Below are 20890 nucleotides of genomic sequence, written 5' to 3' on the forward strand. Positions count from 1 at the left end.
TTTTCTATTTTTCTATCTATAAAAAGGGTGAGTAAGATAAAGTCATACTCACCCTAAGGTATAAAAGTTATTATTTAGCTTTTTCAGACTTCCAAGCTTCTTTCACAACGTCTACTACTTCATCCCAAGTTCCTGTTCCTTGAGCATATTGAAGTAATGCATCTCCAAAGTAGTTTTTAAATTCTTCACTTGGGAATGCTGCAAAAGTCCAAGTTACAGCAGTAGTATCTTTTTCCATCCATGTCAATACTTCCTTCGCCAATGGATCGGTTGGTTTTTCATCTTCACCAAAAGTTGTAAATGGTGCAATAAATCCTAGGTCTTTTGCTACATATCCTTTACCTTTTTCACTAGAGAATAACCATTCTAAAAAGTCAACGGAAGCTTGTTGTACTTCAGGAGCTACCTTAGAGTTGATTGCAAAGTAGTTTTCTGTTCCAACAGCTAAACCTTGGCTTTCTTCTCCAGCCATACCTGTGTAGATTGGTAAGAATTTAATATCTTCAGATGCTACCACGTTTCCTTCTACTTCGTCAATTTGTGACCAAGCCCAGTTACCGTTTTGAACCATTGCTGCTTGACCAAGAGCAAATTCAGCCATGGAATCTTGAACGGATTTACTCCCTAACATGGTTCCTGCAACTGTTGAGTTGTTTACATATAAATCAAAGATGTTTTTAAAGTTATCTGCATATTTGAATTCAATTTCGTCAGCTGCAAGACCTGCTAAAATAGTATTGTCAAAGTCTGTATTATCTTTGAATTCATAGTAGAAAGGAATATTTGCTAAGTGAGTTTGCCATCTCCATTGTTCTCCTGCAGATAAGGATGTAGAAGCAAATACACCTTCAATGCCTAAAGCATCTTTCTTTGCAGTCATATCTTCAACTACAGCTTTTAATATATCAAAGTTATTCACTTCGTCCATTGAAGATACGGAAACCGCTTTATCTTCTAGAGCAAAATATTTTTCCATAATGGCATTGTTATAAATAATACCATATCCTTCAACTGCATATGGGATACCATAAACCCCTTCTCCCTCTGTTACTGCTAAGCTCTTATCGGATAGAGTATTATAAAGATTTGTATTTCCTAAATCTGCACAATATTCTTTCCAATTTGCATAACCAACGGGTCCATTGATTTGGAATATTGTAGGTGGTTGGGATTTAGCAATTTCTGATTTTAAGGTTGTCTCATATGTTCCAGCTGCTGCTGTTACGACTTTAACTTTAACCCCTGTTTCTGCTTCATAATCTGCTGCAACCTTATCGTATACTTCTGCAATCTCAGGTTTAAAGTTTAAGAAATATATTTCTTTTACGTCAGATGTAGATGCATTTGAATCATCTTTTTCTGTTTGTTGTGTTGCGTTATTATCCCCTTGTTGATTACCATTTTGTGCTTGCTTTCCACATCCTGCTGTTAGTCCGGCAAGCATTGTCACTAATAACGCAGATGCTAATAACTTTTTGATTTTCATTGTTTCTCCCTCTTTCTTTTTGTTTTTTAATTCTTTTATGAAATACATTACCAGCATATACTTTGAAGGAATCGGTATCCTTATCGGTAACGTTTTCACCTCAAGGGTATGTTAGCATATTTGCCTATCTTTTGCAACAGTTTTTCACAGATATGCTATTGTTATTATACATTTATAATTACCCAGTATTTATTTTTGTATACTTATTCTAATAAATTTTAATTAATTAGTTAAGTTTCAATATAATTATTATAGAGAAGAAACTTTACACTCTAAATTGTTCTAGGGACTTGCTTAAATTAGTGGTTGCCTCCGATAACTTATCTGCTAATTTAGCCAGTTGTTCGGCAGAACTCGTCTGTTCCTTACTAACATGTGCAACTTCTTGAAGAGATTTTGCGCTTTTCTCAGCAATATCTGAAATACTTTTAATTGACCCCACAGATTCTTCCTTCTGCCTTCTTATATCCTGTATGTTTATATTGGTATCTTCTACCTGCCTGATTATTTTTTGTATGGACTCTGCCATTTCATTAAAAGCATTATTGGCTTTTAAAACGATTTCTTTTTGTTCTTCAAATATCTCATCTGACATCTCTACCTTGTATACTGTTTTCTCTGTCTTTACTTTAATATTGGATATAATTATCGCAATTGTTTCTGTAGCTTTTTTTGTCTCTACAGATAATTTGCGGATTTCTTCAGCTACAACCGCAAATCCTTTTCCTGTTTCCCCTGCCTTGGCGGCCTCAATAGCTGCATTTAAAGCGAGAAGGTTCGTTTGCTCACTGATATCTTCTATAACCTTTACAACTTGAATGACTTCTGAGGTTTCCTCACTTAATTTATTGATTTCTTCATTGATTATATTGGAGGATTCTACTGCTGCTTGTGTCTTTTTGTTTAAGTTTTTTATCGTATTTACAGCGTAATCCCTTGATTGTTGGGTTCTATCGACCATATTCATAATGTTTTCAGTATGCTTTATAATGTCATTGATATTACGAGCTAAGTGTTCCATTGTCCCGTGGGTATTTTCCGATTGCTTTGCCTGTTCTAGGGAGCCCTTTGCTAAATCATCAACGGCAAAAGAAACCTGTTCTGCTGCTGCTGCCGATAAATGGGAACTGTTTTTTATAATATCATTATCGTTTTCTATTTGTTTAGCTACATCCGAGGTTTGTATAATTAAATTTTGAATGTTTTGGACCATCTTATTAAAGCTTTTTGCAAATCTTCCTATTTCATTTTTTCCTTCGATAGATGAGGCTATCCTTAAGTCCCCACCCTCCACCTTAGCCATGAGATTTATTATGCTCTTTAAGGGGGTAGATATGCTAAAGGCAATAAAAATTCCCACTATGATGGATATCAAGACACATATAATGCTAATTATAATAATACTCTTCCTTACAGTAGTCATTTCTGACATTAAAGAGTTTATCGGCTCCTTAGTAACTAATTTCCAACCATTTTTTGTGGTTCCATAACTTATTACATAATTTGAATCTGTAAAGTTATCTGTTTCTTCATTACTATATATATTGTTTAGATATTCGTCTTCTAACTCAATTCCTAGCATATCAAAATCCAAATGGGATATGACTTTTCTATCATTATTTAATAGAAATATCTCCAAATCGCTTCCTAAATTTGCTTGTTCAAAAATCGAGTTGATTCCTTCCATGTTAATACAGATACTTAAAACTCCTATTTGTTCATGGGCTTTTAAGCTTTTTAAGGATGTCAAAATATAGATATACTCGTAGGAGTCATTAAGACCTGTAACCCATACAGGTGTACCATTGGTATCCTTAACAATCTCCGTAAATTGTCGCAACAATTGGTTTTTATTAATTGCTCTACCGTCCCTTGTTGTTATCACGATACCTGAGCCTAAAACATCGCCATTGTCTTTGTAAATATTGGCACCTTCTATATATTCACTGGAGGTTGTTATGGATATTAAAGCCTTGTTTATCTTGTCCAAACTTTGAACCTTTTCAAATGAATTTTTAAACTCCTGCTTTTCAAGGTTTTCCATTAATTCCGTATTAGAAATAATCATCCTGGATAAACTTTCAAAATCTTCTATTGTATAATCTATATTTACAGCCATTTGCTTAATCATCTTTTCAGAATAAAGCCCTACCTTGTCTTTAACAGTTTTTTCCGCATTGAAATAGGAGAAGCCTGCCACAATAGCTAGGGGAATAATGCTTAATAATATAAAAGCCGTAATTAGTTTTTGAGCGATTCCTATATTATTTGTAGAACTAACTCTAGGTTCCTTATGTCTTCCTTGACGCTTTGACTTTTCACGTAATTTTTTTAATTTATACAAGAACCTTCCTCCTCATACTTTCCCCATCTATCAAAGAAGGCACCTGCCCTTAAAGCAGCATGTACCTTCTTTATCCATTTATAAATTTATTCCTATTTAAGTTTAAAACTGTTAATCCTTTGGTTAAGTATCTTTGCCATTTCATTTAATTGTTGGGAGGTTGCTGACAATTCCTGTGCTGCCGCATTCACCTCTTCCGATGAAGCTGCTATTTGATTGGATGTCGCTGATGTCCCTTCTGCATACAAGGATACTGTCTTTACTTTTTCAACTATGCCATCTTTGTTACCATTAATTACAAATATAGATTTACTTACAGCATCAATCTGTGGAAGGATACTCTCAATAGATCTTATTATTTCTTTAAAAGATTCTATAGTACTGTTAACTTCTTCTGTTTGAGCTACTAAATGATTCTTCACATCGTCTGTTGTTTCTATAACCGTATCTGATTCTTCCTCAATCATATTTATCATATCATCTATGTTTTTAGATGCTCTTTTTGATTGTTCTGCTAGTTTTCTTATCTCATCGGCAACAACCGCGAATCCTTTCCCTGCCTCCCCTGCTCTAGCAGCCTCGATAGCTGCATTCAAAGCTAGTAAATCCGTCTGATCTGAAATTGCATTAATCATATTAGTAATGGTTGTTATAGAACTTATGTTTACACCTAATCTTTCAATTTTTTCAATTACTGTACCAAATAAGCTTTCAATGCTCTTTATAGAAGACATAAGGCTCTCTAGCTTTTCATTTCCACCCTTAGCCATTGTATTCGTGTTCATTGCATTTTCGTGAACATCTTCTATGGAAATAACAATACTATCTAATTCCATTCCAAATTCAGTAACACTCTCGCTTATACCTTGTAGTTCATTGTATTGATGAAGAGCACCCTTAGATACATCCTGCACGGCTTCTGAAACTTGCTCTGCCGATGCGCTCATCTGCTCTGCTACAGAGGCTAAATCATCAGAATATACTTCTATATCTGATGTGCTTTGTTTGACTAATTTAAATGCATTGGAAATTTCATCAGATACTTTTGCTAGGGCCTTTCTCATGATTCCAAATTCATTTTTACCATTGATGCTGATTTCTTCCGTAAAATCCCCTTCGGAAATCTTGTCTAAATTGCCTATCATTAATTTCATGGATTTTCTTATAATTCTTGTAATAACTAAGCTAAAACTTACCAGAAGAAAAAGAGAGATAGTGATAATAATTATGTAAAACTTTAAATTGTTATCGTATATAGCTTTATTTTCTTCCTTCAAACCTTCCGCTAGGGATTTATTGTATCTTACCAGTCCTTGTAAAGAAGAATCAATATTAGATTCTATAGTCTTTACTTTGCTTTGTTGTAAACTTTCCACTTTGCCTTTTTCTGATATAGTTGATTTGATTACTTCCCAGGTTTCCAAATAATCTTTATATTCTTTTTTGAATTTTTCAAGATATTTAGCTTCGTTTTCGTCCATTTCTATTTGATCGTATTCGTTAATTATACTTTCAATCAATTTATGACTAGACTTGATTCTGTTATCATATTCATGATAAAATGTAGTTTCCGTTCCTCGGGATAAATTGTAACGGATTGAATAATATTGATTTTGTAGTTCTCCTATTTTTACAATCGGCAAAAGCCTATCTTCATAAATTGCCTCTGCATTTCTTTCAATCTTACCCATGGAACTATATCCCAGTGTACCAACAAACAACAAAAGGGTAATAGAAAAAAATAAAATTAATATTATGCCGGTAACAATCTTTATACCCTTTTTGCTCTCTTTTTTTAAAGAATCTTTAGAAGGATGCTGGCTTTTCAGGACACTCTTTTTAGGCTTAAGCAGTTTAAGTTTCTTCATGGCAAAATCCCTCCTTTTTCTGGCAGCTTAGTTCATTTAATTTTCTTACTGCTTGACGTTTTGTTAGTTCATTTGTACAATAAAGATACGGTATTAATAAATATTTTTAATGCTATTATACAATAAATAAATAATTAATGCAACCGATTGCGTTAATTATATTTTTTTTGTATAATATTAGATAAGATTTAAAATGTTATAGTAAAGTGCTGCTAAAACTTAATACATAATCATATAAAATAAAGTATCTGTTTTAAGTTTTTGGGCGCAGTTTTACTGATATTTTAAAAAATAATTATTTTAGGAGGGTTCACATGGTTAATAAAAACTTACCAAAGGTTGCCTATTTCTGTATGGAGTATGGTCTTGATGTATCCTTAAAGACCTATGCAGGTGGACTTGGAATATTAGCTGGGGACTATATGAAAGGTGCTAAAGATCATAATTTCCCTATTATTGGGATTGGTCTTAAATGGAAACAAGGATATACCGATCAAAAAATTGGTGAAGATGGTCGTCCTTACGATACATATCATAATTATGACTATGATTGTATGAAAGATACAGGGGTTAAGGTTACTGTAAAAATCCGTCAAAGAGATGTTGTATGTAAGGTTTGGGAAGTTACCGAATTTGGAACTAATCCATTGTATCTTCTAGATACAGACCTTCCTGAAAATGAAGATAATTGGATTACCGGCCAATTATATGGATGGTTTGGGGAAGAAAGAATTGCTCAAGAAATGGTTTTAGGTATTGGGGGAGTTAGAGCTCTTAGGGCTTTAGGTATTGATGTAGATGTTTATCACTTTAATGAAGGTCATGCACTTTTTGCAGGCTTTGAATTAGTAAAGGAAAGAATGGATAAAGGAATGACTTTCGCAGAAGCTGCAGAAGCTTCAAGAGATGAAATTGTATTTACAACCCATACTCCTATTGTACAAGGAAACGAATCCCACTACTTGGATAGACTTATGTACATGGGTGCTAATAATGGGCTAACCCTAGAACAATTGGTTTCCCTAGGCGGTTCTCCATTCAATATGACTGTAGGGGCTCTTAAGTTATCAAGAAAGTCCAATGCAGTTGCTCAACTTCATAACGAAACCGCAAATAAAATGTGGGCTCATATAGACAACCGTTCTGAAATTGTAGGGATTACTAATGCGATTCATCTACCAACTTGGGTTGACAATCGCATGGTTGATGCCGCGACTAATGGTGGAGACTTATGGGAAATCCATATGGAAAACAAGAAAAAACTAGTAGATTTCGTTGAAGAAAGAAATGGAGTTAAACTAGATGCCAATAAGCTTCTCATTGGTTTCTCAAGAAGAGCTGCTCCATATAAGAGAAGTAACTTTATTTTCACAGATGAAAGCATTATTGATCCTTTGTTGAAGGAAGGCAAACTCCAAATTGTATTCTCCGGTAAAGCTCATCCCCTAGATGATACCGGAAAAGAAATCGTTGAAAATATAGTTCGTATGTCTAAAAAATACCCTAATGCAGTGGTTTTCCTTGAAAATTATGATATGACTATTGGTGCCATGCTTACAAGAGGTTCTGATGTATGGTTGAATAATCCAAGAAGACCTAAGGAAGCTAGCGGAACTTCCGGAATGAAAGCAGCTATGAATGGAATCCTAAACCTAAGCACCCTAGATGGATGGTGGCCAGAAGCCTGTGATCATGGTGTTAATGGATGGCAATTCGGGGATGGTTTTGAAAGTGAAGATGAAAAAGTATTAGATGCCCATGATTTAAAGGCTCTTTATAAAGTACTTTTAGAAGAAGTGCTGCCAACCTATTACGATAATCGCGATAAATGGGTTGAAATGATGAAAGAAAGTATCTTAAGTACAAAAGACAAATTTGCAGTTAAAAGAATGCTAGAAGAGTATTACGAAAAACTTTATATCAAGGCATAAAACTTGGGCGAACATTGTTCGCCCTTACTTAAATAATTTATGAAATCTTTGCCTAGATGTACAAGGCAAACGGTTGCTTATTAATTCATATTAGGGAGGGATAATTTGAAAAGGTTGCTCTTATTTTTCCTAGTTCTTTTACTTTTTACAGGATGTAATCCAAAACAAGCTCCCGAACAAATAGAAGACAAATCTCATATAAAGCAAGAATCCTCCACTAAAGAGGAAAATAATAATACTCCTTCGGTGGATTCTGAAATTAAATATACTGTTAAAAATGATGGTGGAAATTTTTCAAGTGAAGATTTAATTTACTTTATTATGGTGGATAGATTTTATGATGGGGATGAAACAAATAACAATTTCGATGATGTCGATAAAAATGATCCAATAAAATTTCATGGGGGAGATATTAAAGGAATAATTGAGAAACTTGATTATATAAAATCCCTAGGAGCTACTGCCATCTGGCTTACCCCGGTTCTTAAAAATGAGCCTAATGGCTATCACGGTTACTGGACTTATGATTTCTATGATGTCGATCCTCATTTTGGTTCTATGAAGGATTTAAAATTATTAGTTGAAAAGGCACATAGTATGGACATAAAGGTATTATTTGACCATATTGTAAATCACACAGGATACAACCATCCTTGGGTAACCGCTCCTGAGAAAGAAGATTGGTTCCACCCAAAAAAGGACATTACCAATTGGAATGACCAAAAACAGGTTGAGGATGGATGGCTCCATGGTCTCCCAGACCTAAATCAGGATAATCCTGAAGTTAGTAAATATCTTTATGATAACACCCTTTGGTGGATTGAAAATACCGGTATTGATGGCATGAGACTTGATACCATGCGCCATGTATCAAAGGAATTTTGGAATGAATTTGCTAAGGAAATCAAAGATAAATATCCCGATTTTTATTTAATTGGGGAAGTCTGGAACAATAATCCAAGGTATCTAGAGTTATATCATCAGGTAGGAATTGACGGTATGACAAATTATCCTCTATTTGATGGAATTAGAGATACCTTTAAACAGTTTGGGAAAACCAGTGCCCTAGTAAGTGCTATCGAAAAGGAAAAGTTCTATTCTAATCCCGAGATAAATGGGGTATTTCTAGATAATCATGACAATAAAAGACTAATAACCCAGGCTGGGGATAATGGGGAAGAATATCTAAGACAAGCTCTAGCTTTTGTCATGACCTATAAAGCCATTCCTGTAATCTATTATGGAACAGAAATAGCCATGGAAGGCGGAGATGATCCTGATAACAGAAGGGATATGCAGTGGGAAAAAATTCAGGATTCTAAAACCTTAGAATTCTATAAGACCTTAGTTACCTTAAGGCAAAGCAATGAGGCTCTAAAATCTGGAGAGTTTAAACTCTTAGATTATGATAATGAATTTATTTCATACAGTAGATATACTGATGATAAAGCTGTTATTGTAATAATTAACATAAAAGATAAGCAAAAAGAGGTAAGTATTGACATTGATCATTCTGCTATTTCTTTTAAAAATATATTCAGCGACACCGTTTATTCAGCTGGAAATGGTAAAATAAAAATAGACCTTAAGCCTTTTGATATAATCATATTAGAATCAAAGTAGCCCTACTTTTTTAGTAGGGCTTTTTGTGTTGACTCTCTTTCTATAAAATTTGTTTCTATTATATAATGGGTGGCTATTTCCCCTTTTTCTATGCTACTTTCTAGCTTATTGATGAGAAGCTTAGTTGCATAGTATCCGATTTTTTCTGCTTTAATATCTACAGAAGAGAGGGAAGGAGTTTGGTAAGGGGCAAGGGAGGTATTATTAAACCCCGCGACTAAAACTTCCCCCATGTCTTTTTCTTTGATTGCCTTTAATACTCCAAAGGCAATCAAATCATCCGTTGTTACAATAGCATGGGGAATAGTATATTCCATGAGTTCTTTTGCACCTTCATAACCTTTTAATTCAGAAAACTCTGAGGTAATAATAAGGTTATCATCTATGCTTATACCTCTTCCTTCTAGAGCTCTTTTATATCCCGCCAATCTATCCTTTGTAACATTAAATTGCTCCGGTCCACCAATAAAAGCAATCTTTTTATTGCCTCTTTCAATGAGGGTAGTAACTACATTATACATAGCTTGAAAATTATCATTGTCAACCCATAACACATTAGAGGTATCTTTTGGACGTCCTACAACAACAAATGGATACTTAATGTCTTTAAGATATTCTATAGATTCATCTTCTTCTCTTGCAGACAGTAGTATAATGCCATCTACCCACTTACTATGGATATACTTTTTAATAAATTCCATTTCTTGTTCTTCATTATCACTATAACTATACATAATATAGTACCCTCTTTTTTGTGCGTATACACTTATTCCTCGCATAGCTTGAATAAAGAAAGGGTTATTAAATAAATCTTCATCTGTATTGGGAAGTAAAACTCCCAAGGTCTTTGTGGATCTATTTGCCAAACTTCTTGCTATGGCATTAGGGTGATAATGTAACTGCTTCATTGCCTTTAAAACTCTTTTTTTTGTTTCATCGCTAATCTTAGGATTATCTGCTATTACCCTAGAAACAGTAGAAGGCGATACATTAGCTGCCTTAGCCACATCCTTAATCGTAACTACCATAACTACTCACTTCCTACTCCAATAATTCATGTTCTTCATAATTTCATAATCCTTATAAGAATAGCATATTTCTAAATATTTTGGTAGTACTAGTAAAATATTTTTACTTAGTATAAAAATAATTTTAAATAATTATTAACCTTTAGTAGCTCCTGCAGATAAACCTTGTACAATGTATTTTTGTAAGAATAAAAATAGTATTGTAATCGGAATTGCTACTAAGATAGAGCCCGCTGCAAATCTTGTAAAATAGGTGTTTTGGTTTTCTTGAATCCACTGGAATAATCCTAGAGCTAAAGTTCGCTTATTAGATGACCTAAGAACTATTTGTGGGAATATAAAATCAAACCAAGGTCCTATGAAATTACTTATAGCCACGAAGGTAATGATAGGTTTTGCAAGGGGTATAATAATTTTTCTAAATATGGTGATATTACTTGCCCCATCAATTTTGGCAGCCTCATCAAGACTTCTTGGAATTCCTTCAAAATAACCCTTACAAAGCCATGTATTGTATGGAATCTGTCCTGAAGCATAAACCAATATTAACCCTAAATGGGTATTTAATAAATTAAGTCTAAATAAAAGAACATATATGGCTGTCATTGACATAAAGGCCGGGAACATTTGTAATATTAATATTGTCATTATAGTTAATTTTCTTCCCCTAAATGTAAACCTTGAAAAAACATATGCCGTTAGAGTTGTGAAAACAACCGATAAAACCATATTAGCTGTTGCTATTTTTATGGTATTAAGATACCATATGGCGTAATCCGTTTCGGTAAACAAATCAATATAATGCTTAAAAGTAGGGTTCTTGGGAAACATTGTAGAACTAAAAAGACTGCTTCCCGAGTTAAGAGAAGAACCTACAATCCATAAAACTGGTGCCAATATAATTGCTGACATCAGTATAAGTAATCCATAAACAAAAATCATCTTTATAATCCTTAAGGGACTAAATCTTTTATTTAATTCTGGAATTTGGTTGTTTAGCTTCGTATCCATCACATCATGTCCTCCTCTTTGAAGGATTTTGTTCTAGTAAATGAATATGCAGAAATACTTGCTATAAATAAAAATAGTATAATCGTAATAACCGATGCCATATGGTATTTATTTTGGTCCCTTGTCAATTTATAAATCCATGATATTAATATATCAGTTGAACCCGCATATCTGTAGTTTCCATTGACAGGATTTCCATCGGTTAATAAGTATATAGCTTGGAAATTATTAAAGTTGTGTGCAAAGGTCATTACAATAAGAGCAGAGGTTTGATAAAGTACCATGGGCAAAGTTATATGGATAAACTGTTGAAATTTATTTCCACCGTCAATTTCTGCCGCTTCATACATACCCTTGTCTATGTTTGTTAATACCCCCGACATAAGTGCCATCCAGTAAGGAGAACCAAGCCAAATATTAATAATTACAATCATAACCTTAGCCAGTATTGAATCGGTAAGCCAAGGGGTTTTATTCATTCCCAAAGATACCAAAAGGTTATTAATAGGGCCTGGGCCACTAAACATCAGGCGCATAATAAGAAGAGAAATAAAGCCGGGTATAGCATAAGGAAGTATAAAAATACTTCTCCAGAATTTCTTCAGCTTAACTTCTTTCCAGTTGACAATAAGTGCCATAAATAATCCTGCAAAGTAATTGGATACTGTAGCTGCTATTGCCCAGATAACAGTCCATACCCCTACCCCTACAAAAGTATTGTTCCAAATATCTAAGGTAAATAATTGCTTAAAATTTTTGAAACCTACCCAATCAACTAAATTCTTAGGAGGCAGATGGTTAGGACTTGAATAGTTGGTAAATGCTATAGATACTGTAAATACAATCGGAAGTAACACAAAGAAGATTATAAATACCATCGGTATTGCTAAAATAAATTGTGGAAAATATCTATCCCATACATATAATAAAAATTCCTTTGTAGTCAAAACAGGTTCTCCCTGTGCTCTTAGCTCTCCAGATTTTTTAGCATCTATAATATTAAGAATATATACTATAACTACTAAAGTTAATAATAATGCTGCTATAAGGCCATCTACTAAAAGAAATATAGAATGATCTCCCTGTGCTATACCATCCACATAATGCAGAGGAGTATCCCCTAGGGTTATTAGTCCATATATTGATTTCTTAAAGTATGGAATAAAAATAATGGTTACGACTTCTATTAAAAAATATATAATTCCTTTTAGATATTCTTTATTATAAAACTGACCAAGTCCCATGAATAATATAGACAATGCCATGGATCTCTTAGACTTTTTCATCTCCCCAACCCTCCTTGTTTTTTTAGAAAAAATCTAGTCACCTACCACAGTAAATGACTAGATTTTATTAATAAACTAGTTTTATTCTTCTTCTGCAGTGATAGAATCTCTCATTGCATCTGCAGCCTTTTTAAGTGCTTCTTCTGGTGCTACACCATCATTCCACATGGAACCAAATGCTGCTCCATATGGATCCCACATATATTGTACTTGAGAAATACTTGGCATTGGTACAGCGTATTCTGCTTGGTCTAAGAATGGAGATACAAATTCATCATTTTTAATTTCCTCTGCATCAGCTAATGCCTTAACAGGAGGTATTTGACTGGTTACTTCAAATCTCTTTAAGAGAGCTTCATCAGATGTTATAAAGTCAAGGAAAAGTTTTGAAGCATTAGGATATTTTGTGTATGCACTTACCCAAAGTACACGAATACCTGAAAAGCTTGGTTGTTGTTGTCCATTAGACATTTTTGGAAGAGGAGCAACGCCGAAGTTTAAGCCTGCATCTTTTCTACCTTGAACTGCCCAAGGTCCATCAATGATAGCTCCCACTTTACCTTCATCAAATAATCCTTCGATAATTTGTGTAGTAGAGTCTGTGGAGTTTACAGGTAAGATTTCTTTAAGTCTAAGCATATCTTTTGCCCCTGCAACAGCACCATCATTGTCAAGACCCACATCGTCTTTATCTGTTCCACCTTGACCGAATACATATCCACCACCATTAGCTATAAAGCTATGGGAGTAGTATGCGTTTTGGATATCCCACATGAAAGCATATTTGTTAGCGTTTGCATCGTTAAATTCATCTGCTTTTGCAATAATTTCATCATAGGATGTTGGAGCTTCTGGGAAGATATCTTTGTTATAAAAAAGAGCATATGTTTCGATAGCTGTTGGGTAACCATATACTGTTCCTTGGTATGATACAGCTGAATAAGCAGCATCCATGAAATCATTCTTAATTCTTTCACCTGTATTTGTATTAGGTTGAACCAATCCTGCAGATATTAATGAACCTAAATGGTCATGGGGAGCTGCAAATATATCTGCCCCAACCCCAGCAGGTCCGTCTTGTGCTAATCTTTCTTCAGCGTCAACTGCGCCTACTGCTTCAAGGTTAACTTTTACGCCATATTTAGCTTCAAAGTCTACAACCATTTCTTTTAACCACTCTTGTTCAGGTCCTTCACTTTCCCATACAAGAAGTTCTGCGCCATCTTCTGGTTTTAGATCATTATCTTCTTCTACCTGGTCTTCTTTTTTACCTGAATCATCTGTTACCTCTTGATTTGAATCTCCTTGTGATGCTGGCTTTTGTTTTTCGCCGCCACAAGCTGCTAATGATAATACCATTACCATCATTAACATTAAACTTAAAATCTTCTTCATGTGAATCCCCCTTACTAATTTTAGAATAGTTTTTGCAATCGTTTGCATAACCCAATTATAAATCCTTTTTGTTATAATGTCAAACTTATTTTTAATTTTTCACAAATAAAATTTTATATTGATGAGGTAAAATAGTAAAATTGACTATATTACCATCACTTTGGATACTTCTACCTTGTGCAGCATCTAAGCAGTATTTTTTATCTATGGCTAGTTTTAAGTTGCTCTTGTTTCTGCTATTATTTATGAAAACATATACCTTTTCATCCTTATACTCTCTTACAAAACCAATAACATCCTCCTCAGTCTTAACCCATTTAAAACTTCCTCTTCTTAAAGGGGTATATTTATTTCTTATACCAATCAAGGTCCTATAATGGGTGAAAAGCTCCATATCCCATTTATCCCTATCCCATTCCATGCATCTCCTACAATCGGGATCTTCTCCCCCTTCCATACCAATTTCCGTGCCATAGTATATGCAAGGAGTACCTGCATATGTAAGTTGAAAAACAGATGCAAGTTTTAGCTTGTTAATATCTCCCTTGGACTTGGTCAAGAATCTTGATGTATCATGGCTATCTAGTAGATTTAACATAACCTCATTTACTTGTTGGGTATTAGACATAATGGTCCTGTTTATTCCTTCTCTAAACTTTTTTTCATTAATACTTTCTTGGGCAAAGTACTCTATGCATACGTTTGTAAAAGGATAATTCATAATAGCATCAAATTGGTCACCCATTAGCCAAGGTAGAGAATTATGCCATATTTCTCCCACTATATAAGCATCCTCTTTAGCATTTTTTACTACCTGCCTAAATTCCCTCCAAAAATGATGATCTATTTCATTAGCAACATCCAATCTCCAGCCATCAATATTTACTTCTTCAATCCAATATCTAGCTACATCAAGCAAATATTCTTTTACCTCGGGATTTGCAGTATTAAGTTTTGGCATGTTTTTAGCAAAAGCAAAAGTTTCATAACTTAAAGGTTCTATTGTAATAGGGCATTCTTTAATATGAAACCAATCAAAATAAGGGGATGCCTTCCCTTTTTGTATTACATCCTGAAAGGCAAAAAAGATATGTCCACTATGATTAAACACAGCATCAAATACTACTTTTATTCCCCTATCATGGCATCTTTTTACTAGAGTCTTGACTGTTTCCAAATCTCCAAAATGGGGGTCTATCTTTTTATAATCTTTTGTATCGTATTTATGATTAGTAGGCGATTCAAATATAGGGGTCATATAAATTGCATTTATTCCTAGTTCTGTAAGATAATCTATCTTTTCTATAATACCTTTAATATCTCCCCCAAAAAAGCTATCTCTTTCCGGTAGCTTACCCCATGGTTCAATGTTTTCTGGATCGTTGCTTTTATCCCCATTATAAAACCTTTCGGGAAATATTTGATAAAACACGGCATCCTTAACCCATTCTGGGACCTTATGTACATCTATCTCGTTAATATAAGGGTAGTTAAAGCCATATTTATATACATCATCAGGATTAAGGTTCTTGCTAAACCCCATCTCTGTATAATATAATTTTTCTCTTTCTCCTTCTATTATGAAATAATAGGTTAATCTTTTGTTCAGGGGTATGATGGAGGTGCTAAAATAATCGAATTTTTCATCGGCACAACTAAGTTCCATAGGAAGCTCTCTTTTGCTTTCTTCCCAAATATATTTATCTCCATACACTAAGATAATCCTTTTTATGTCATCTTTGTCTCCTCTTAATCTTATATGAATCGTATCTTTATCATATGCATAACAATAATTGCTTTTTGGTAAATGATATATTGCCTGTAGGTTCATATGATTTCTCCTTTTTTATATTTTGGATAAATTTAAAGGCGACCAATGGCCGCCTTTATCTATTTGCTACTTCAAGTAAAAGGTCATAGGTTAATTCTTTTGTTGAACTTACCGATACATCGGCACTAACTCCTACTCCTATGGCTATTATACCTGCTCCTTTTATTGCCTTAACCCCTGCTATAGCATCTTCTATTCCAAGTACTTCCTCAGGTCTAAGATTAAGTCCCTTAAGCCCGTCTATAAAAATATCAGGGGCAGGCTTACTGTTTTTCACCTCAGCTGGGTTTACAATATAATCGAAATAGTTCTCTATTTCCAGTTGTTTTAATATCATAGGGCCGTTTTTTGATGCGGAGCCCAGAGCCATTTTTATATTATTTTGTTTTAAATCTTCAAGCAAATCCTCGATTCCCGGTAGAATATCTTTTTTTGTTATATTGTTAATTAGTTGTATATAGTTATTATTTTTCTTTGCTGCTAGAGCATTTTTCTCTTCTTGTGTGAAATCGTTTTCTCTAAGTCCATGCCTTAATATTGCCTCAAGGGATTCCATCCTTGAGACACCTTTTAGTTTCTCATTGAATTCTCTATCAATCTCTATGCCTATATCTTTCGCTAATTGTGCCCAAGCCTTAAAATGATATTCTGCGGTATCGGTAATAACACCATCTAGATCGAATATAACTCCTTTTAACATGGTTAATCCTCCATTAATATGTTATAAATTTTGCGGCTGGCTTCAAACCATCCAATCTCAATGAAAAAATCCATATGACAAAATTGGTAATTGGCTATTTTCAAGCCTTTTTAGTCTTTTTAAGGCTGAACCTATAACTTATATACTATGGCTTCGTAAGGGCGAAGGGTAATTTTATTGATGGATGCTGGGGAATCTTTATAATTTGATATGAGTATCTCCCCTTGGTTTTCCTTAATTTCTTCGGGTTTTATAAACCAGACTTTCTTATCAAAGAAATTTGCCACTACTAATAATCGTTCATCATCATAAATACGCATATATGAAAAAATTTGTTCATCCCTCTCAAGTATAGGGTGAAAACTCCCATGGACTATGATATCTTTTTCTTTTCTAAGTTTTATAAGCTTTTGGTAATGATAGAAAATAGAACCCGAATCTTCTAAGGCCTTTTTTACATTAATTTCTTTATATCTTGGATTTAGTTTAATCCAAGGTGTACCATCAGTAAAACCGCCGTTAATATTTTCATCCCACTGCATAGGGGTTCTTGAATGGTCTCGCACAATAATATTAGCTGCATCCAAAAATTCTTCCTTATCCATGAGCTTTTTTTCTATTACTAATTCTTTATAGGCATTTTTTATTCCAATATCGTCAAATTCATCTAATTTAAAATCGCAATTGGTCATTCCTATTTCTTCCCCCTGATATATATAAGGAGTTCCTTTCATCATATGAAGGACCGTAGCATACATCTTTGCACATTCTATTCTATACTCTTTGTCATTACCCCATCTTGAAATAATGCGAGCTTGGTCGTGGTTTTCCCAGTAAAGTGCATTCCAACCCTGACCTTCTAAATCTATCTGCCATTTAAACATTATTTCCTTTAGTTTTCGTAAATCTAGAGGGATTAATTCATATCTTCCCTTTTCAGAGTTAAAATTACTATCAATCGTCATATGTTCAAAGGTAAAAATCATATCCAATTCTTTTCTTTTGGGGTCGGTAAATAATATCCCATCTTCTGTAGTAGAACCCGAAGCTTCTCCCACGGTCATACAATCATATTTGGATAAGACTTCTTCATTCATTTCCTTTATATAGGTATGAAGTTTAGGACCATTAACATGGTATTTTCCTATTGAATACTCGCTAGTATCTTCGTAATCAGCAAATTCTAGATATTTTGATATGGAGCTTATGGAGTCTACCCTCCAACCATCTACCCCTCTATCCATCCAATATCTCATTACATCCCATATTTCTTGCCTTACCTTTACATTCTCCCAATTAATATCTGGTTGTTCCTTTGCAAAAAAATGAAGGTAATATTGCCCTGTATTATCATCATAGGTCCAAGCAGAACCCCCAAAATAAGAACCCCAATTGGTTGGTTCTTTGCCCTTTTTCCCATCTTTCCAAAAATAACAATCCCTATAAGGATTGTCTTTGGACCTTTTACTTTCTATGAACCAGATGTGTTGGTCGCTGGTATGATTTAACACCAAATCCATTATAATCTTCATGTTTCTTTTATGTGCTTTTTTGATTAATTCTTCTAAATCCTCATTACTACCAAACATAGAATGAATTTTTCTATAATCGCTTATATCGTAACCGTTATCTATTTGGGGGGATTCATAGATGGGGCAAAGCCATAAGGCTTCAACCCCTAACAGTTCCAAATAATCTAGTTTTTCTATAATCCCTCTAATATCACCAATTCCATCGTTATTGGTATCATAAAAACTCTTTGGATAAATCTGATATACAACTCCACTTCTCCACCAGCTATTCATAGTATATCCTCCAAGCTCATAAGTCTATTTTATGCTGCCTACATGCTCATTCGATAAATTAATCACTTCACCATATAGTTTAATATCTAGGGATTCCCCTTTTTCCAAGGTAAGTCTTATATTTTTTTTATCTACAAACACTTTTATTAATCTATCTTTATAGTTGATTTTAAATGCATAGCTTTCCCAATCTTTAGGGATAAAAGGTGAAAAAGCTATCTCCTCATTAAAAGTTCTAAGTCCTGCAAAGCCATGAACGATAGAAAGCCAACTGCCTGACATTGAAGTAATATGAAGCCCATCTTCTGTATCGTTATTATAATTGTCGAGGTCTAGTCTTGCTGTTCTTTTATACATTTCTACTGCCTTATCCTCCATTTTAAGTTCTGCTGCTAATATGCAGTGAATACAAGGAGAAAGACTGGATTCATGAACTGTCATAGGCTCATAAAATTCAAAATTCCTTTTCTTTTCTTCGAAGGTAAATCTATCGTTTAGGAAGTAAAAACCTTGGAGTACATCTGCCTGTTTAATAAAACATGAGCGGAGTATCTTATCCCATGACCACTTTTGATTAATGGGTCTATCTTCTTTAGATAATTCATTAACAGTCATTAAATCCTTATCAAGGAAGGTATCATGTTGAACAAATACTCCCTCTTCTTTATCGTATGGGTAATACATTTTATCAATGATTGCCTTCCATTTATTTTCCTCTTCTTTTTTTACTTCTAAATCAGCTAACCTTCCATCTTGTTGATTTTTTCTTAGGTAATCCATTACTTCCAGGGTATACTCCAAGGTCCAAGATGCAATTATATTGGTATACCAGTTGTTGTTTACATTATTCTCATATTCATTAGGTCCTGTTACCCCATGAATCATATACATATCCTTTTTCTTGTGATAATGAACCCTGTCAGCCCAAAACCTAGAAATCCCAATTAAAACATCTATTCCGTATTCCCCTAAATAAGATTTATCTCCGGTATAATTAACATAATTATAAATTGCATAAGCAATGGCACCATTACGATGAATTTCCTCAAAGGTAATTTCCCATTCATTATGACATTCTACCCCCGTAAATGTAACCATAGGATAGAGCGCTCCCTTAAGCCCTTGCTGCCTTGCATTATGATAAGCTCCATCTAACTGATTAAATCTATATAGGAGAAGATTTTTTGATACTTCTTTATCGGCAACTGATAGGTACATAGGAATGGCATACGCTTCTGTGTCCCAATAGGTTGCTCCACCGTATTTTTCCCCAGTGAATCCCTTAGGGCCTATGTTTAATCTGGGGTCTTCTCCATAATAAGTTGAAAACATTTGGAATAAGTTAAAACGAATTCCCTGTTGCGCTTCAGGGTCTCCATTAATTTCAACATCTGCTTTTTCCCATCTTTTTAACCAACCATCACAGTGTTCTTCTTTAAGGGCATCATATCCTATTTTTGAGGCTTTCTCTAAAAGTGCATAAGCTTCAGAATTTAAATCATTTTCTTCATAATCCCTAGAAGTTGTTACTGCTACATATTTAATAAGTTTTACTGTTTCATTTTGCCTTGCATTAATTATTATTTTATTGGCTACGTATTTGTCCCTTTCGATGACTTCAATATTGCAATCCTTAGATGCATCTATCTTCATACTGCTACATACGGTAAATCTTGGGGTATCAAAAGAATTTTCTTTTGTTTTCATTGTTAAATATCCCCCATTAGATTTTACCTCTTTACCTGTTTCTAACCAAAACTGTTCATTGTAATTTGAATCCTCATTAAATATATCTCCATCTAAATAAGGGATAAAGGTAATTTGACCTTCATAGTTTAGAGGGGTAGCTTCATAAGATATAATACAAAGTTCCTTCTTAACAATGCTTATAAATCTCGTAACTTCAAATTTGGTTTTCTTTCCATCCATATTGGTGATGAAAGTCCTGTAAAGAATGCCATTTTCCATATCCAATTCTCTATAATATTCTTCTACAGAAACCTTGTAAAGGTCTAATTCCTCATTATCAACTAATACATCAATACCTATAAAGTTAGTACTGTTAATAACCTTCCCAAAATACTTAGGATATCCATTTTTCCACCAACCTACGCGGGTTGGATCTGGAAACCATACCCCCGCAACATATGTTCCCCTATGCATATCCCCACTATACTTTTCTTCAAAATTACCCCTCATGCCCATATAGCCATTACCTAGGGAGGTAATACTTTCAGCTAATCTCATATTTTTCTTATGCAGCTTATCCTCTACAATTTTCCATTTATCCACTTCAAAGATTCTATTTTGATACATAAAGATACCCTCCAATCATTAATAACAAATCAATCTTACTACATTTTCAAGAATATTAAAATACTAGTTTCTCTCCCCTCGCAATGATTTTGTGTAAACATTTTTTTATTATAGATTTGCCCCATTATTAGAAATATATTTCACTGTTGGCAAAACTTTTTCTTAGGTAATAATTTTTTTATAATAGTTCTTATGCAAACGGTTGCACTAGTGAGTTTATATTACCATATAACTAACCAGTTTGCAATATAGATTTGTTATTGCGA

Annotated in this window: 13 protein-coding genes; 2 read left to right on the forward strand and 11 right to left on the reverse strand. The window is 34.0% G+C overall.

Annotated features, from left to right (window positions below; genetic code table 11):
- Window positions 1-70: 70 nt before the first annotated feature.
- The 3 genes from GX308_07125 to GX308_07135 form a co-directional block, all read right to left on the reverse strand.
- A complete protein-coding gene (locus tag GX308_07125) occupies window positions 71-1486 on the reverse strand; it encodes a carbohydrate ABC transporter substrate-binding protein (GenBank protein NLK21843.1) in 1416 nt (471 codons plus the stop codon).
- A 265-nt stretch (window positions 1487-1751) separates the two neighbouring features.
- Window positions 1752-3830 (reverse strand): methyl-accepting chemotaxis protein, encoded by a 2079-nt coding sequence (locus GX308_07130; protein ID NLK21844.1) that lies wholly within the window; start codon window positions 3828-3830, stop codon window positions 1752-1754.
- Window positions 3831-3922: 92 nt separating this feature from the next.
- Window positions 3923-5698 (reverse strand): methyl-accepting chemotaxis protein, encoded by a 1776-nt coding sequence (locus GX308_07135; protein NLK21845.1) that lies wholly within the window; start codon window positions 5696-5698, stop codon window positions 3923-3925.
- A 314-nt stretch (window positions 5699-6012) separates the two neighbouring features.
- On the opposite strand from GX308_07135, the gene glgP reads away from it, so the two are divergent.
- Together glgP and GX308_07145 are read left to right on the forward strand one after the other, a co-directional pair.
- The gene (gene glgP / locus GX308_07140; GenBank protein NLK21846.1) at window positions 6013-7629 is read left to right on the forward strand and encodes an alpha-glucan family phosphorylase; all 1617 of its coding nucleotides are present in this window, start codon (window positions 6013-6015) and stop codon (window positions 7627-7629) included.
- Window positions 7630-7734: 105 nt separating this feature from the next.
- Window positions 7735-9252 carry an alpha-amylase gene (locus GX308_07145; protein ID NLK21847.1) on the forward strand — a complete coding sequence of 506 codons (1518 nt, stop codon included), beginning with the start codon at window positions 7735-7737 and terminating at the stop codon, window positions 9250-9252.
- A gap of 2 nt (window positions 9253-9254) precedes the next feature.
- Here GX308_07145 and GX308_07150 read toward each other — a convergent pair whose 3' ends face one another.
- From GX308_07150 to GX308_07185, 8 genes are all read right to left on the reverse strand, one after another.
- Window positions 9255-10280: a LacI family transcriptional regulator gene (locus tag GX308_07150; protein NLK21848.1), complete on the reverse strand. Its 1026-nt coding sequence runs from the start codon at window positions 10278-10280 to the stop codon at window positions 9255-9257.
- Window positions 10281-10415: 135 nt separating this feature from the next.
- On the reverse strand, window positions 10416-11291 hold the full coding sequence (locus tag GX308_07155; GenBank protein NLK21849.1) for a sugar ABC transporter permease: 876 nt from the start codon (window positions 11289-11291) through the stop codon (window positions 10416-10418).
- Window positions 11291-12577 carry a sugar ABC transporter permease gene (locus tag GX308_07160; protein NLK21850.1) on the reverse strand — a complete coding sequence of 429 codons (1287 nt, stop codon included), beginning with the start codon at window positions 12575-12577 and terminating at the stop codon, window positions 11291-11293. The genes GX308_07155 and GX308_07160 overlap by 1 nt, the downstream gene beginning before the upstream one ends.
- 81 nt (window positions 12578-12658) lie before the next feature.
- Entirely contained in the window at window positions 12659-13972 is a 1314-nt protein-coding gene (locus tag GX308_07165; protein ID NLK21851.1) for a maltose ABC transporter substrate-binding protein, read from the reverse strand.
- A gap of 91 nt (window positions 13973-14063) precedes the next feature.
- A complete protein-coding gene (locus GX308_07170) occupies window positions 14064-15803 on the reverse strand; it encodes an alpha-glycosidase (protein NLK21852.1) in 1740 nt (579 codons plus the stop codon).
- Window positions 15804-15858: 55 nt separating this feature from the next.
- Window positions 15859-16503 (reverse strand): beta-phosphoglucomutase, encoded by a 645-nt coding sequence (gene pgmB / locus GX308_07175; GenBank protein NLK21853.1) that lies wholly within the window; start codon window positions 16501-16503, stop codon window positions 15859-15861.
- Window positions 16504-16634: 131 nt separating this feature from the next.
- The gene (locus GX308_07180) at window positions 16635-18308 is read right to left on the reverse strand and encodes an alpha-glucosidase (protein NLK21854.1); all 1674 of its coding nucleotides are present in this window, start codon (window positions 18306-18308) and stop codon (window positions 16635-16637) included.
- 24 nt (window positions 18309-18332) lie between these two features.
- On the reverse strand, window positions 18333-20624 hold the full coding sequence (locus GX308_07185) for a glycoside hydrolase family 65 protein (GenBank protein NLK21855.1): 2292 nt from the start codon (window positions 20622-20624) through the stop codon (window positions 18333-18335).
- Window positions 20625-20890: the final 266 nt, after the last annotated feature.

It is taken from the genome of Candidatus Epulonipiscium sp. (assembly GCA_012519205.1).
Lineage (GTDB): Bacteria > Bacillota > Clostridia > Lachnospirales > Defluviitaleaceae > JAAYQR01.